At 40.5% G+C, this 16,075-nt stretch carries 16 protein-coding genes and 1 other RNA gene; 7 read left to right on the forward strand and 10 right to left on the reverse strand.

The features are described from left to right. Positions 1 to 43 precede the first annotated feature (43 nt). Positions 44 to 1,555: a carboxypeptidase M32 gene (locus ACR42H_RS19110; RefSeq protein ID WP_436372605.1), complete on the reverse strand. Its 1,512-nt coding sequence runs from the start codon at positions 1,553 to 1,555 to the stop codon at positions 44 to 46. Between the two features lie 305 nt (positions 1,556 to 1,860). On the opposite strand from ACR42H_RS19110, the gene ACR42H_RS19115 reads away from it, so the two are divergent. From ACR42H_RS19115 to ACR42H_RS19140, 6 genes are all read left to right on the forward strand, one after another. Continuing rightward, the gene (locus tag ACR42H_RS19115) at positions 1,861 to 3,021 is read left to right on the forward strand and encodes an MFS transporter (RefSeq protein WP_436372607.1); all 1,161 of its coding nucleotides are present in this window, start codon (positions 1,861 to 1,863) and stop codon (positions 3,019 to 3,021) included. Positions 3,022 to 3,027: 6 nt separating this feature from the next. Beyond that, positions 3,028 to 3,168, forward strand: coding sequence for a hypothetical protein (locus tag ACR42H_RS19120; RefSeq protein ID WP_166672400.1), 141 nt, complete (start codon positions 3,028 to 3,030; stop codon positions 3,166 to 3,168). A gap of 205 nt (positions 3,169 to 3,373) precedes the next feature. Further along, entirely contained in the window at positions 3,374 to 3,616 is a 243-nt protein-coding gene (locus tag ACR42H_RS19125; RefSeq protein ID WP_243856037.1) for a DUF2249 domain-containing protein, read from the forward strand. After that, complete coding sequence (locus ACR42H_RS19130) at positions 3,613 to 3,819, forward strand: DUF2249 domain-containing protein (protein WP_436372610.1); 207 nt, start codon at positions 3,613 to 3,615, stop codon at positions 3,817 to 3,819. Before ACR42H_RS19125 ends, ACR42H_RS19130 begins: the two co-directional genes overlap by 4 nt. Before the next feature lie 13 nt (positions 3,820 to 3,832). After that, entirely contained in the window at positions 3,833 to 5,074 is a 1,242-nt protein-coding gene (locus ACR42H_RS19135; protein WP_436372613.1) for a hypothetical protein, read from the forward strand. An 11-nt stretch (positions 5,075 to 5,085) separates the two neighbouring features. After that, on the forward strand, positions 5,086 to 5,385 hold the full coding sequence (locus ACR42H_RS19140) for a metal-sulfur cluster assembly factor (protein ID WP_436372615.1): 300 nt from the start codon (positions 5,086 to 5,088) through the stop codon (positions 5,383 to 5,385). Between the two features lie 36 nt (positions 5,386 to 5,421). Here ACR42H_RS19140 and ACR42H_RS19145 read toward each other — a convergent pair whose 3' ends face one another. The 9 genes from ACR42H_RS19145 to ACR42H_RS19185 form a co-directional block, all read right to left on the reverse strand. Further along, a complete protein-coding gene (locus ACR42H_RS19145) occupies positions 5,422 to 7,350 on the reverse strand; it encodes an ATP-dependent DNA helicase (RefSeq protein WP_436372618.1) in 1,929 nt (642 codons plus the stop codon). A 208-nt stretch (positions 7,351 to 7,558) separates the two neighbouring features. Continuing rightward, positions 7,559 to 7,726: a hypothetical protein gene (locus ACR42H_RS19150; RefSeq protein ID WP_166672401.1), complete on the reverse strand. Its 168-nt coding sequence runs from the start codon at positions 7,724 to 7,726 to the stop codon at positions 7,559 to 7,561. A 78-nt stretch (positions 7,727 to 7,804) separates the two neighbouring features. Further along, positions 7,805 to 8,944, reverse strand: coding sequence for a THUMP domain-containing class I SAM-dependent RNA methyltransferase (locus ACR42H_RS19155; protein ID WP_436372621.1), 1,140 nt, complete (start codon positions 8,942 to 8,944; stop codon positions 7,805 to 7,807). Positions 8,945 to 9,151: 207 nt separating this feature from the next. Beyond that, an RNA gene (gene rnpB / locus ACR42H_RS19160) (RNase P RNA component class B) lies at positions 9,152 to 9,540 on the reverse strand. A gap of 81 nt (positions 9,541 to 9,621) precedes the next feature. Continuing rightward, positions 9,622 to 9,921: a cell division regulator GpsB gene (gene gpsB, locus ACR42H_RS19165; protein WP_113884602.1), complete on the reverse strand. Its 300-nt coding sequence runs from the start codon at positions 9,919 to 9,921 to the stop codon at positions 9,622 to 9,624. An 80-nt stretch (positions 9,922 to 10,001) separates the two neighbouring features. Further along, on the reverse strand, positions 10,002 to 10,571 hold the full coding sequence (locus tag ACR42H_RS19170) for a DUF1273 domain-containing protein (RefSeq protein WP_113884601.1): 570 nt from the start codon (positions 10,569 to 10,571) through the stop codon (positions 10,002 to 10,004). A 93-nt stretch (positions 10,572 to 10,664) separates the two neighbouring features. Beyond that, positions 10,665 to 11,060: a CotD family spore coat protein gene (locus ACR42H_RS19175; RefSeq protein WP_113884600.1), complete on the reverse strand. Its 396-nt coding sequence runs from the start codon at positions 11,058 to 11,060 to the stop codon at positions 10,665 to 10,667. Between the two features lie 328 nt (positions 11,061 to 11,388). Further along, positions 11,389 to 12,648: a ribonuclease H-like domain-containing protein gene (locus tag ACR42H_RS19180; protein WP_436372625.1), complete on the reverse strand. Its 1,260-nt coding sequence runs from the start codon at positions 12,646 to 12,648 to the stop codon at positions 11,389 to 11,391. Next, positions 12,638 to 14,938, reverse strand: a complete 2,301-nt coding sequence (locus ACR42H_RS19185; RefSeq protein ID WP_436372628.1) for a DEAD/DEAH box helicase — start codon at positions 14,936 to 14,938, stop codon at positions 12,638 to 12,640. The genes ACR42H_RS19180 and ACR42H_RS19185 overlap by 11 nt, the downstream gene beginning before the upstream one ends. Positions 14,939 to 15,157: 219 nt before the next feature. On the opposite strand from ACR42H_RS19185, the gene ACR42H_RS19190 reads away from it, so the two are divergent. After that, the gene (locus ACR42H_RS19190; RefSeq protein WP_436372630.1) at positions 15,158 to 15,901 is read left to right on the forward strand and encodes an ABC transporter permease subunit; all 744 of its coding nucleotides are present in this window, start codon (positions 15,158 to 15,160) and stop codon (positions 15,899 to 15,901) included. Positions 15,902 to 16,075 lie beyond the last annotated feature (174 nt).

Consider the following 16,075-nt stretch of genomic DNA (forward strand, 5'->3'; position numbering starts at 1 on the left):
GGATGGCTGAGGCCACCCTCTTACTCAAATTATTAAAAACTATCTATTTCAGCTGATACACCTTACCGTACTTATCATACAGATAGTCAATTAAATGCTGGGCATTCAATCCTTCCCCAGTTACGTCATTTAAGATTTCAAGCGGTTTTTTCATTTTGCCGAACTGGTGCACATTTTGGGTAAACCACTCTTTGATTGGAAGCAAATTGCCCTCTTCAAGTAATTCATCATAGTTTGGCAAATCCCTTAACATGGTGTTTTTAAGCTGTGCTGCGTACATATACCCTAAAGCGTAGGAAGGGAAATAACCGAAGCTTCCTCCGGCCCAATGAACATCCTGCAGAATTCCTGCTCCGTCATTTTCAGGCTTTACTCCCAGGTATTGTTCATATTTTTCATTCCAGATTGCAGGAAGGTCTTTAACTTCAATTTCATCATTGAACAAGCCCTTTTCAATTTCATATCGGATGATGATATGAAGAGGATATGTTAGTTCATCTGCTTCAATACGGATTAAAGAAGGCTTTGATTCATTAATGGCACGATAAAAGGCATCTATTGGCACATCATCAAATTGACCGCTGGCATATTCTTTAAGAAGGTCATAATTCCTTTTCCAGAAAGAAAAATGTCTTCCAACAAAGTTTTCATAAAATAATGACTGTGATTCATGAATTCCCATGGATGTTCCAGAGCATAGCGGGGTTCCCACCAGGTCGGGAGAAATATTTTGTTCATACAAAGCATGCCCGCCTTCATGAATCGTGCCAAATACAGCAGTTCGGAAATCTGTTTCATCATATTTGGTTGTCACCCGGACATCACCAGGATTTAAACCGGTTGCAAAAGGATGAACAGTCTCATCCAGGCGTCCTGCTTTAAAGTTATAGCCCATTTGTTCAAGTACTTTAAGGCTGAAATCCCGCTGTTTGTCCTTGGCAAAGTGTTCAAATAAAAAGCTGGTGTCCGGTTTATTTTGTGATTCGGAAATTTGGTGAACCAGAGGGACAATTTTTTCCCTCAGCTGCCCAAAAACCTGATCAAGTGTTTCAACAGTAACACCAGGTTCATACATATCCAGCAGAGTATTATATTTGTTACCTCCATATCCCCAATAAGAAATGAATCGTTTATTCATTTCAACAAGCTTTTCCAAATATGGCTGGAACATCTCGAAATCCGATCTTGACTTTGCATCTTCCCAAATGCTTTCAGATTTGGATTGCAGGATGACATATTCCGTATATTCCTCTGCAGGAATTTTTTTATTCCGATCATAATCCTTTTTGCATTCTTCAAGAGTTTTCAATGTCACTTCTGTAAGATTTTCCTGGCCTGAAAGTTTCGCTATGTATGCAGCCATTTCCTCAGAAGTAGACATTTTGAATACTTCTGAAGAGATCATTCCAATCACTTCGGAACGCTGTTCCAGACCCTGCTTGGGTGCCCCTGTCCGCATATCCCAATACATCAGCCCGATGGCTTCATTATATGCCGTCATTTTTTTGACATAATCAAGGAATTGCTGTTCTGTCTGTTTAAATGATTCTGCCACAATTTTACCCCCCTATATAAATCTTTTACATTATCATTTTATCATATTTTTCTGAAAAGGCAGTCAACATAATCCTTTTCCCTTTGCTGTTTTTCTTTTTAACCTGCCGGCCAAAGAGTTATAATGGTGGAAAGTGAACTAACCATAAAGTGAAACTTCAATTAGCGGGGCGCTTTACCCCGCTGATTGTTAGTTGAACTTATCGGGCCCTTACGGGCAGTTGGCCCCCACTTATCCTCTTTTGATTCCTCTGAGTCATAAAGTGAAGGTCTTACTGCCCGTTGGACGCGAGAAAGTGAGATAGCATGAAATATTTGATTTACTTCATCATAATTGCAGCATTTATTGATACCTTTTCCCAGCTTCCTATAATGAGCCCTTTTGCCAAAACCTTTGACTCTTCACCAGCCTTTGTGGGATTAGTTGTTGGGATGTATTCCTTCTCGAATATGATAGGCAATATTTTAGCCGGCTATTGGATTGATAAAAACGGAGCAAAAAAAGTTTTGGTCTCGGGCCTTTCCTTAACTGGCACCATTTTAGTCCTGTATGTATTTGCTGAGACACCTTTGCATTTAATTACAGTAAGATTTTTTCATGGGTTATTTGGCGGCTTTCTGGTACCTGCAGCTTTTACAGTCATCGCAGACCGCGGAAAATCAGACAAACAAGGCAAGAAAATGGCTGTATCAGGCGCTGCGGTTGGCTGTTCTGCCATTATCGGGCCTGCTTTTGGCGCTGTGGTTGCTTCCAATTACAGCATTAACTGGGTCTTTTTAATTATAGCAGCAACGATGATCAGCAGTGCAGTCCTCGCCTTTGTGTTTTTGCCCTCAGGGAATCTGAAAAAAGTTAAAGAAGAAAGCTCTCATTCTGAAAAAATGCTTTCATTATTAAAGAGTCCTATGCTCGCAGCAAGCTATTTAGGAGCTTTTTCACTCATGTTTGCCCAGGGAGCACTTGCTTATCTTCTTCCCCTTCAGGTAGAAGCTCTGCAATTTGATTCGATGTACAGCGGGATCTTATTAAGCACATTTGGAATAACTGCAATCCTTATTTTTCTGCTGCCCATTAATAAAATTTTTGATACATATAAACATCACAATAGCATGCTTTCAGGAATGCTGATTATTGGAATTGCTCTCATTCTGCTGAGCTCAGCTTATTCTCTTGCATTCATGTTTTTATGCATGGTTCTATACGGCACCGGGTTTGCTCTTTTATTCCCTTCCATTAATGCCCTTATAGCCAGCCATACAACTGAAAAAACAAGAGGAAAGGCGTTTGGCCTCTTCTATGCCTTTTTTTCGTTAGGCGTTGTAGCTGGCTCCACCCTATTAGGTTTATTGGGAGTAACTTTCAATATAGGTTTCTTGATCGCCGCAGCACTTTTACTGCTAACGGTATGCGGGATGTTCATATACTTTAAAAAGCGAAGTTCCCAATTATTAAAGAGCCAGGAGTGACCGAAAATGAAAGAATTTGTTGGCAGCTGCTCTGTTTGCGGCAAAGACCTATTCTGCCTTGATGGATTCTTCAACGGAGTCCAAAACGAAAAAAATGAAACAATCTGTTTTAAATGTATTGAAGAACAGGAAGAATCCGCAGAGTAAGCATCTGCGGATTTTTTTGTTCCAATGAATTTTTTATAACTTTATAATGCCTTATGAAAAATGTTCTTCCAAATATGATATATATCACTTATTTGAAAAGATGCCGCTGTTAAACTTAAAGCAATTAATAACTATTCTCACTGCAATTGATTCACTGTTATTGGCAACTAATTTAATCTATCAGCCAATTAAAGGAGAGATCAAAATGGAAAACAAAGTCGTTGAACTTGATGTAAGAGAAGATATAAAAAACAAATTGGAGCCGTTTCAGAAAATCATGTCTGCGGTATCGGGACTGGATGCCGAAGATGTTTTTATTCTGCATGCCCCATTTAAGCCCATCCCTCTTTTTGGAATATTAACGGCAAAAGGGTTTGAATATAAAGCTGAAGAAATTGACAAGAAGCATTGGAAAGTGATCTTTACTAAGAGAGGGGCGTCAAAATGAAGCTGGATAACCGGGGGCTGGAGCCGCCGCAGCCGATGCTCAGAACACTTGCAGCTCTTGAAAGCCTTCCAGAAGGAGAAACCTTATCAATCATTAATGACAGGCGGCCCATGTTTCTTTATGAACAACTGGATGAAATGGGCTGCAGGCATATAACTGCCGAACAGGAAGATGGAAGCTTTTTAATAGAAATTAAGAAATAAGCAGGTGATCCCAATGCTCGGCAATACAAAAAATGAGACCAATATCAAACTTCCATTTTCATTTATACTTTTCAGCCTGCTCTGTTTAATAGGTTCTATGGCCCTCATTCTTTTTCAAGGGGATTCCATCATTAACAGCCAATTTCGTGTACCCGCAATTTGGTCAGCCGCTCATCTGTTTATATTGGGATGGGCGCTGATGACAGCAATGGGAGCCATGTATCAGCTCGTTCCAGTGGCCTTTCTAACACCAATATGGAATGAAAGGTTTGGCTTTATCCAATTTGCAGTTACTGCCTTTGGAATATTATTTTTTGCTCATAGTTTATTTCATAATCCAGAGAGCGCACTGGTGCCTGGGCTTATTACTTTAACAGGGATCTTAATGTTTCTGCTGCAAATGTTCATGACTTTAAGGAAACAGGCGAAGCCCAATGTATTGACTCTTTTCGTGGGAACTGCACTAATTAGCCTGTTAACTGCAATTCTATTGGGAATCATTATGGTCTTCAGCATGAAAACCGGATTTATTTCTGATTATTATCAAGCAGTCTTTAAAAGCCACATACTGCTCGGAACAGCGGGCTGGTTTACCCTCTTGATTTTTGGATTTTCCTATAAAATGGTTCCCATGTTTTCCTTGTCTCATGGCTACAGCATGAAGCCGGCCAAATACGTCTTTACGTTTTATGCAGCAGGGCTGTCTGCGGCAGTTATTTCTTTTTTCACAGAAAAAAACTCGCTTCTTACCATTGCATTAATGTTTCTGGCAGGCGGATTTGCATTCTTCACCTGGCACATGCTGCAAATCCTGAAGAGAAGAGTAAAGAAAAAGCTTGATTATTCATTCCGCTTTGCTCTCCTCGCAATACCTGCAGGACTGGCCATCCACCTGGGAGCTTTCTTATGCTCTCTTACCGGCAGCTTTGAAAGTACTATTGGATATCTGGCATTTGCATACCTCCTGCTTTGGGTAGCATTGAGCATTATGGGTTATTTATTTAAAATTATTCCATTCTTATGGTGGACTTGGAAATACAGCAAAGAGATCGGCAAACGCAATGTACCTTCGCTCAAGGAAATGATGAATGACAAGGCATCCATTCCGGTTCTTTCCGCTTTCATTCTCGGTATACTCAGTATGACAGTCTCCATTGCAAATGAACACATGGTCATGTTCCTATCCGGCCAGATTTTAACGGTTGGCGCAAGCCTTGTTTTCTGTTATTTAATTATTTCTGTTATAAAAAAATAGGAGGAATGAACATGAATCCAGAAGAATTAGTTCTCAGCAATCTAAAAAGAGTTATGGATCCTGAATTAAATATAAACGTGGTTGATTTAGGACTTATTTACGATATTGATTTTTCCGAGGATGGCAAGGCAGTTATTACCATGACCCTGACAACACCCGGATGTCCGCTCCATGACAGTATCATCAGCGGAGTGAAATATTGCATTGAAGATCTGAAGCAATTTTCTGCTGTTGAGGTTAACCTTGTCTGGGAGCCTGCATGGACCCCTGCACGTATGACACCTGAAGCAAACCAGCTTTTGAGAGGTTAACACAAAGGCAGTGCCCGCTTGGAGCACTGCCTTTGTTTAACTTTTTATGGATGGCTCTGCCGGCAGAACCTTTTTTATCGTTTCGCGCACTTCTTGGTTTTCATTTTTATTCATTAGAATGTGAACTGTACCCTTATCTTCATGTGTCCTAATTAATCTCCCAATGCCCTGCCTTAACCGCAGAATCATATATGGCAGATCAACCTCTCTGAAAGGATCAGATGAACCTTCCCTTTTTGCTGTAAAGACCGGATCGTGAGGAGGAAATGGCAAACCAAAAATAAGCACATTTTCCAGAGATCTTCCCGGTATATCTAGACCTTCCCATAAATGGACAGAACAGAGGACTGAATGCTCATCATTTTGGAAATTTGACACGAGGGTACTTATTTCTGCATCCCCTTCAAAAAAGACTGGCACATTCCATTTTCCTGATGCAAAGGCTTTAAATTCTGCCAATTCAGAAGCGCTATTGAATAATACTAAAGCCCTGCCTTCTGTCAGAATAATTTGTTCAAGAATATATTCCATCTTCGCTGTGGCTGATTCCTCTTCAAATTCCGGCATGCGAATAACCATATTTTCTTCATAGTCGAACGGAGAATCTACGTTAAAAGATAAATAATTATCTACTCCAAGGCTCTTTGCCATATAATCAAAGGATTTATTCTCTGACAATGTTGCTGAAGAGAATACAAACGGCTTCTTCTGGGAAAATACTTCTTCCCGCATAATATCTTCCACCATTCTTGGCATGATGACCAGGGTTCTTTCACCATTCGTTTCTTCAAACCAGGTAATCCCTTTTAAATCCTTTAGGAACAGCGAAAGTGAGTATGCGATTTGCTCAAGATATTCTTCGACAATTTTTAAGTCATATTCATTAATAACGTACATTTCGCTATCAAACACCAATTCTTCCTCAAGTGTATTGATTAAGCTCTGCAGTTTACGGCCTTCTCTCATTACATCAGCAGTTTTTTCAATCGTTTTCTTGTCAGAGCCTGCGTCACCAGAAGCAGACATGGCAAGCGTTAAAAAGAAATGCTCATTCTGGTAAATAGCATCCTCAATTATATTTAACGTTTTTTCACGAACATCATTAGCCATGAGCCTTGTTAAAATGGATTCCAGTATCTGCTCAGTAAAACGATAAGTCAGAGCCTTTTGGGATGCATATTCCAACAAATGGCCTTCATCAAAAACCACACAGGAGCTCTCAGGAAGCAAAGGCAGCTGCCCTTCACGTTTTCTTGATTCCTTTGTCCAGATATGTTCCATATAAAAATCATGCGAACAAATAATCAAATCTTTTGCGCTTCGGTAGTATTCCCTATGGAGGGTTTGACCGCAGCGATGGCGCTTCTCACAAGTAAAACAATCCTGGATTGAATCCCACGAGACATTCTTCCAATGCTCATCCGGCAAATCAGGATAATCTTTCCGGTCACCATATCTCTCAAACTTTTGCATGGAAGAGCCTGTTTGAACAAAATCCGGAAGATCATCAAAAATACGGTTATAATGATCATGAACATCATTCGCTACGAGCTTATCCAGCTTATTTAAGCATAGGTACTGATCACGTGATTTTGCCAGCCTGACATCAATATTCAACCCTAATGCTTTCTCCAGTTTGGCAATATCTCCTTCCTTTTTCACAAGCTGCTCGATTAATGTCTCATCCGCACAGGCGATAATAGCAGGTTTGTTTATGTACCTTGCATAGCTAATTGCATATAAAAGGTAAACAATCGTTTTCCCCGTCCCTACACCAGCCTCAGCAAAAATAACACTTCTGTCTTTAAATGCCTTCTCCAGCTGAAAGGCCATAAATATTTGCTCATCCCGAATTTCAAATCCTGCTTCAGGCAATATATCGTAAAAAACATCTCCGATCCACTCGCTCAGCTTTTCGTAAAAAGATTCGCTCTTGGATACGGCAAAAGGCATTCGGTTAGACATGCTACCCCTCCGTAATTAAAAAGTTAAAGCGCCTTTTTAGCCAGACGCTTTGATTTCAGTTATATCATTATTTCATATTTAGATTGTTAATAATCAAATGAACATCATATAATTTTATCTCAAATACTGCAACTGTCAAGATTTATAAAAAATCAAATATAAAAAAACAGGGGTGCTATTAAAGGCAGCCCCTGCTCAATATTGACGTTTAGTTGACACGTGACATAGAAAATGACAATGCCTGCTGCAATTCGTCCTGTGCATTTTTTAGACTCTCCAGTGCTTCTGCTGATGGATCACCATCTCCCTGTATTGCTTCAAGTGTTCCATTAAGCGCCTGGGAAATTTTATTAAAATCGATGCTTGAATGTTTCATTGCCACCCCTCCTGAAAAAGAATCAGATAGAAATATTCTATACAGTTTCAGGAGGAATTATGCTTTTGTTTTTAAATACTAATTATTTCTTGGAGATCTTTTGCCCCAGTACTGGTAATAGTCTGTGCGAATAAAACCATTGAAGAGCTTGCGTTTTTTAGTTGCTTTTTTTCCAAAGTGAGTTTCAAATTCTTCGTCTGAAGTCAGAATATAAATGGACCACGTGTCAAGGGGGGCCAAGGCCCTCCCCATTTCAGCGTACATTCGCTGTACCGCAGCTTTCTCACCAAGTCTCTCCCCATATGGAGGATTTCCGACAATGACACCATATTCCTTAGCAGTCGTAAAATCGCGCACTTGCATTTGTTTGAAGTTTATTAAATCTCCCAATCCAGCTTCAAAAGCATTTTCTTCAGCTATTTTCACCATCCTGTGATCAATGTCAGCACCTGTGATATCCAGAGGCTGATCATAGTTCGCCAGATCTTCAGCTTCATTTCTTGCATCTTCCCAGACTTTTTCAGGAATCCATGACCATCCTTCTGAAACGAATTCACGATTAAAACCTGGTGCAATATTCTGGCCGATTAACGCTGCTTCTATCGGAATAGTGCCAGATCCACAGAAAGGATCTGCAAATGGCTTATCCGGGTTCCAATTAGTCAGCATAACCAGGGCAGCTGCAAGGGTTTCCTTTAGGGGTGCTTCCCCCTGCCCTGCACGATATCCCCGTTTATGGAGTCCGCTTCCGCTGGCATCGATGGTCAAAAGGGCTACATCTTTATGAAGAGCAACTTCTATTTTAAATAACGGCCCATTTTCTTCGAGCCAGCCAGTCTTATGATACTTTGTTCTCATGCGTTCCACTATTGCTTTCTTGACAATAGCCTGACAATCAGAAACTGAAAAAAGTTTGGACTTCACAGACTTTCCTGAAACAGGAAATTCAGCATTTTCAGGCATATACTTTTCCCAGGGCAGCGATTTAGTTTTCTCAAAAAGCTCATCAAAACTTGTTGCTTTAAATTCTCCCACTTTTATGCGAATTCTGTCTGCAGTTCTCAGCCATAAATTCGACCGGACAATCGCAGCTTCATCGCCTTTAAATGTTATTCTGCCGTTTTCAACTTCACATTCATATCCGAGATCGCGCACTTCTTTGGCAGCGAGTGCTTCAAGCCCCATGGCCGTAGTGGCGATTAAATCGTATTTAGACATATTTTCACCCTAACCTAATTCTTATTTCTTTTATGTATTCCCCTATCTCTGCTTGGCAACAACACATAAAGTATATCTGTTTATATGCTTAGCCGCAACGAAGGCATGTTAGGTTCCTTATTTTGTACCAGCATGCAGCAAAGTAAAAAAGCTCTCCCAAAAAGGAGAGCTTGAATTTATAACACTCATACTGTCTCACTAATAACGTTCTGTAAGCCATGTTTTGTACCGTAGTACTGCAAGCGACAAATGTCTCGTACTCAGGTGGTAATCATCTATCTACAGGCATATGCCTGTCCTTCCCGTTGTTCATTTCCTCAGGGAAAGTGCCCCTACCATCATTTGGGTTTCTCGCTCGCGGGGTTTACCTCGTTCCACCCTTTTCATTTCTGAAAAGGCTACGTCACTGTGGCACTTTCAAGGTATTCATGCCATATCCAGAAGGACTTAGGCATTTTCCCTGCCGTCAGCCCGAGCTAGCTCAGACTGCCCTAGCTTATGAATTCGCTAGGCACGAACACTACAGGCATCTCAGCCTGTGCGAGCATGGACTTTCCTCTACAATATAAAAGATATTGCAGCGATTACCCGAACGCTATTAATGATCACAAAGAATATTATATGTAATCTGTGATGGAATAGCAATGGTTTTAAACAGGAAAAAGTGATAATTCCTGTCAATCATACAATTTACTGCCAAAAACGTGTTTTTCAAGATTTGATAATCTTTTTAGAATATCAAAATTGGTTGTACCTGCAGTTTGTGCTGCGGGTCTTCGTGACGCTTCGTCAACCTGTTTTTTCAATCTCATATTTTCCTGCTGAAGATCTTCAATTTCCTGATGGAACGCTTCATAATCTTTAATGACCAAATCTAAGAACTTATCAACATCTTCAGGCTTATAGCCTCTCATAGCTGTCTTAAACTCTTTTTCCAAAATATCTTTTGCAGTTAATTTAATTTTATCGGATAGCATGATACTCACCTCAGTATATCGCCAATCATAATTAATACTATTTTTCCAGAGATATGTACATTTGTCAATTTATCTGAGCATTATTCAAATATGTCTCTCTGAGAGAATTGTTCTTCTTCTACAATCAATTGTAAATCATAAAAGGTGATTAGTCTAATGTCATATTCATTTTCTTCCTGATATTTTTTTGCGGTTTCATACAAATATTTAGGGCTTCCCTCTTTTTCCAAATCATAAAAAAGAAGCAGCACATCACTTTTGCTTACAAAAAAGTGATTTTTCACCCTGAATTGCTGAGGACTTTCATAAGGTTTTTTTGATACTGAATCAACAAAATCAGCCTGAAGCAGTATGGATTCATACCACTCTTTGTTCACATCCTTCCAGGACGCTTCCTGCTCCAGAAAAGGAGTTATGAATGCAAGCTTCAGGTCTTCGTAACCTTCCTGCTTAAGGTCAGATACAACTTCAGCAGCCCAAAGCTCGGCACCCAGCTGCCCGCTGATGATTACCCATTCGAGCCCATCATCCATCAGCGAAAGCAGGCTTTTTCTTATGGCGGTTTTTATATAGCCAGCTGCCGGATCATCATTTTTAAAAATCCCTACTTCAAAAGGCTTATACCCTGAAATAACTGCTACTTTTGTCAATTGCAAAAACTCCTTAAAGAAATCTGGCCGGGACTCATTAAGTTTCCATTTGATATTTATATAAATAAAACAAGGGCATAAAGCCCTTGTTGATTATCTGCCGGAGAAACTCGGCCCTTGTTTTGGACCCATGCCGGTTGATGCTCCTGCTACGCCAGTACCTGGTCCGCCATATCCAGGACCCATTCCCATTCCTGGTCCCATTCCCATTCCTGGTCCCATTCCCATTCCTGGTCCCATTCCTGGGCTATATGCACCTGCCACGCCCGGTCTTGGCCCCATATTAACATTCGATTGTGTCACCTGGTTCACATTTGACTGCGTTTGCGGGAAAGAATGCTGATTCTCATAGTTAATGTGGTTTACATGAGTATGATGTGTAGGATGAATGTGTGGAACCACAATGTTCTGGAACGAATGAGTTACACAGCATTTTGTCGGATGAACAACAGCAGGCATCACCTGCGAAGGTCTTGGTCTGCAATACATGTAAAGATCCCCTTTCTAAATTGTTTTTACATTAACAACCTATGTGAGAAAGAGTAATCTTGTACTAATGAAAATACCTATTTTTTAGGTACTAGCCTTAGAGCATGCTGTAGAAACTGTCTTTTAAATTGGAGAAAACGATTGCTGTAGTGAAAATCACAAGGAAGAATAAAAATAAGATTGCTTTATACATTTTACCAGCCTCACTATATAAAATTCCTAAAAAAGTACCACACAAGTTATAATTTTACCTGTTAGAAGAAGTACATACAACTAGGAAATAGTGGATTTTTTTGTCTGGTATATTAAAATTATGTTACAGGGGAATTTAATTTCGATTAAACTTTCTTTCAAGCCGTACAATCCGCCGATGCAAGTCTTCCTGTTTTATTTTTAGCTTTTCTGTTTCGCCACCTGAGTTATCTTTCATCATGTTAGAAGCTTTTTTCGCATACATAATAGCCTGGCCTATATCCTTTAACCGATGCTCATAGATCTTGGCCAGTTCAATGCATGATATTAACTTCATATTCATCAAGCCTTTTTCAGCTATATCCTTCCATAATTTTGCCGCCTCATCCCAGTTTTTATGTTTCTTATGCTCAAAAGCCAGTGCAAACCTGGCATCCAGAGCTTCAGAAGACTCTCCTTCTGATATTTTATTAAAGGCTGTCTTCGCTTGTGAAGATTCTCCCAGTGTTGATAGCCACCTTCCTACTTCATAGACCTCACGGGGAGTCTGTTTTTTATCCAGCTGCATTATTTGGAAAGAAAGGTGTGTATACAGACTGATCAGGGATAAAATATCTATTTCATTATGTTTAATGATTCCCAGCATTCCTTCAGGATTTTTTCTTTCCACAAAATCAAAATAGATCATCGGTGCCAGAAAACCTGGAATATCATCCTTTCTTTCAATCCCTAAAACATCTTTTTCTACTGCAGCAAGTTTTATCCTCTCGAGTTTGTGCTTCCACATTCTCCTTGCTGCATGATACAAATCAAAATGGCCAAATGGAGGAAGTTTTGGGACATGCTCCCTCAGAAGAGTATGCCTCGTTTTTACCTGCGGCCAGTCGAAAGCCTTACCGTTGTATGTCACCATTGTTGAATAATCAATGCTTTCAAGAAAGCTTTTATACAATGGAACCTCGGCTCCAGGATGAGGAAGGATATGCTGCTTCAGCTTTATTTTATTTCCGTGCAGACTGGCTTGGCCAAGCAGGAAAATAGTGTTTCCAGTCCCTCCGCCCAAGCCTGTTGTTTCTGTATCAAAGAAGAAAAGATTTTCCGGCCGATGCCCGGCAGCAGACAGCGGATGCTTGATGTCTGAAGAATTCCAGGCCTCCACCGCCGCTGTAAACTGTCCAAAAGAGTAGATTCCATGCATTTGATCAAGGCTATATTCCTTTTCCCTTACAAGGCAATAGGAGTCTTCAAAATAATATGGATAGACACTTTCGGCTTCCCATACTTCTTTGAATGGCACATTGATATTATTCTTTGACACCTTAGCGGGTGTTGGCTGTTTATCCTTCTCTGTACCGAGATGGCCCTTTAGCCTGTTCAGCTTGTTTTTAATGGACAAATTTATCACCTGCTTGATTAACTCCATTTTTAAAAGAGCCGAGAATCCTGAGTACGTCTTTTTTCCCCGTTTCTGAAGAGGTATCAGTTCCAATGCAGGAAGGACACCCATGCTCACATGAACATCTGCTGACCATTTCCATCGTTTCGTGCATGATATGTTCTATTCCCCCAAAAATTTTCTCGCTTAGCCCTACCCCGCCGGGATACCTGTCATAAAAAAAGATCGTCGGCTTTTCATTATGGGCCGCTTTTACCTGAGGGACAACATGAACATCCTGGGGATCACACATAACAAATAGCGGTACAATATGTTTAAGCGCATGTGCGGTTCCGATTAGTCCCTGCTCAAGCCGGTCTTGCTTATAATTTAAGGATTCCTTGTTAAACGAAAGCCAAGTTGAGCTTGTATGAAGTTCTTCTTCCGGAAGTGTTATTGGACCGGATCCGATATTTTCATGTGTTTCAAACTTAATTTTCTTAAAGATCGTAGCCATTGCCACCACACTTACATCACCAAACCCTACTTCCCCAATGGTAGATGTTCTGAGTTTATCCTGTTCCAGCACCTTCAGCTCAACTGCCAGGTTAGCATCTGTAAAATAGTCTACGTCCACTTCGCGGACAAAGGCTTTTTTCTCTTCCCAATCAAGCATCTCCACCTGAAACTGGGTTCCCTGGTGGAGATAGATTGCTTCTTCATGCAGAAGAGTCATAGCTGAAAAGCGGTCCATTTCGCCAATAACTTTCACATTCGCGGTATCTGATTGATCGATTATAACGACATTTTCCTGTGATGCTGAACGGAGGCTGATGTTGTGGGCAGGAAATGAGTCTTTCATCCAATAAAATTTATCTCCATTTTGATGCAGGACCCTTTCTTCTGCCAGGTATTCCAATACCTCTTCAGTTTCAAAGGTGCCAAAACGCTCCCCGGCATTAAAAGGAAGCTCATAGGCTGCACACTTGATATGATCCACCAGAATAATAAGATTATCTGGATTAATTCTGGCTGTTTCAGGACTTTTATTAAAAAAGTAGTCAGGGTTTTGAATAACATATTGGTCGAGCGGACTGGAGCTTGCCACCATGATGACAAGCGATTCACCATGCCTTCTGCCTGCACGTCCAGCCTGCTGCCATGAGCTGGCAATTGTACCAGGGTATCCGGTCATGATACAAACCTGCAGCTGTCCGATGTCCACTCCGAGCTCAAGCGCATTTGTGCTGACAACTCCATAAATCTCCCCTGAACGAAGTCCTTTTTCAATTTCCCGCCTCTGGGTTGGCAGATAACCGCCTCTATAACCCCGAATGGCTTTAGGTCCCAATTTATGCTTTACAAGCTCCTGGAGGTAGGTCAGCAGAATCTCGACTCTGACTCTGCTTCTTGCAAACACAATGGTCTGGATTTTATTTTTCAGAAGTTCACCTGCGAGTTTTCTCGCTTCTAGAGTAGCGCTTCTTCTAATATTCAGCGGTTTATTGACAATAGGTGGATTGTAAAATACAAAATGTTTTTTCCCGCTCGGGGCTCCATTATTATCTACGAGTTTCATCGGCTTTTCTGTAAGCTTTTCTGCGAGCTCCAATGGATTTGCAATTGTTGCAGAAGTACATATAAAAATGGGGTCACTCCCGTAAAAACGGCAAATGCGTCTAAGGCGGCGTATGACATTGGCTACATGGCTTCCAAATACCCCTCTGTAAATATGAAGTTCATCTATGACCACATACTTCAAATTTTCAAACAAAGACACCCATTTTGTATGATGGGGCAATATTGCAGAATGAAGCATATCCGGGTTTGTTATAACCACTTGCCCAGCCCTGCGTACCTTTTGCCGAATGTTTGCTGGTGTATCCCCATCGTATGTATAGGAATTGATATCCAATCCCGACTCCTGGATGATTTCATTGATTTCGCTTTTTTGGTCCTGAGCCAAGGCTTTTGTCGGAAACATATAAAGCGCCCTTGCATCTGGATCATTGACAATCGTCTGCAGGACTGGAAGGTTGTAGCAAAGTGTTTTTCCAGAGGCTGTTGGAGTAACTGCTACAAGACTGTCCCCATTCATGGCTGTCCGATAGGATGTTTTTTGATGTGTATAAAGCCTTGTAATGCCCCTCTTTTGAAATGCCTCTATTAAAGATGGATGTATGTCTTCCGGAAGGCCGGCAGTCTTAGCCTCTTTTTCTTCTATTGTATGCCAATGGACAATATTATCTTTATATTTCTGTTCAGATATAAGTTCTTTCATGATTTCAGGCAGATTTTTGCGCACTTTCATCTATTTCACCTCATACACCTATTCTAGCGAATAAACGTTCGTTCTAACAGAGCAAACTCTTAAATCTCATTAACTTTTTATGGAAATATTCTATTAAACTTTAAGATCCTTCGACCGCATTTCCACTTAACCAGACTTCATGGGAAAAATTGACTGAAAGTTCTAAATATAGGACAATATTATATATATTTTTCATTTATTATAAAAAGAGGTGAAGCCATGCTGCACAGCATTTTAAAATCTGCAGCAGTGTTTTTGTTAATTCTAGTCGGATTTGTCCTGATTCTTCTTCTTCCCCGGGAACAGGAAATAACTGTTTTTTCGGCGTTTCATGTTGAAGCTGATTATCCCTTTAGCTTTGAATTATATAAAAAGAGAATACGAGATTTCACTAATTATATATTAACTGAAAAAGGTTTGGGTGATGCAAGGAGCGGACGCACAGTCAGGGAGGAATCAGCGATATTTGTTTTGCGTAGCATTAAGATAATTTTACCAGCCTTCATGGTAAGTATGCTGCTCGGCACACTGATGGGTGCACTCCAATTTTACAGGAGAAAAAAGTTTACCGGGAAGCTGCAGAACTTTCTTTCCTGGCTGTTCTCTTCCATACCAGATTTTTTTCTTTTTATTGCCATTCAATATCTTCTGATTCTGTTGATGCAGCAAGGGCTTCCGCACTTTAAACTATATGGGCATGAACATTGGTATAGCTTTTTACTGCCTCTCTTGTCTTTATCCGTGTTTCCATTTCTTCACATGTCTCGTTTTACCTCGGCTGCACTTGAAAATGAAATGGGCGAAGAGTATGTGCGCACAACCTATGCAAAAGGGCTTGGAGACCTTAAAGCACTCCTGCATATGCTCTGGAATTGCTGGTCCCCCATTTTGAATCAGGCGCAGCTGGTGATGCTCTATATCTTATCCGCACCAGCCAGATTTTTGCTATCTGTGAAAGGATAATAGTGATAAACATGATAAAGAGGAAAGGGAGCATCAGGGACAGTGCCTTAATTTCATCATTAGATGTAATGCTGAATAGAAGCTCTTTGCCTGCCCCATTATAGCCAGCCAGCTTTTCAATAATTGGCAGACTAAAAGGAAGGCCGTGATGGAGTATGCGCTTTTTTATATGGT

Source organism: Cytobacillus sp. BC1816 (assembly GCF_051353635.1).
Taxonomy (GTDB): domain Bacteria; phylum Bacillota; class Bacilli; order Bacillales; family Cytobacillaceae; genus Cytobacillus; species Cytobacillus oceanisediminis_C.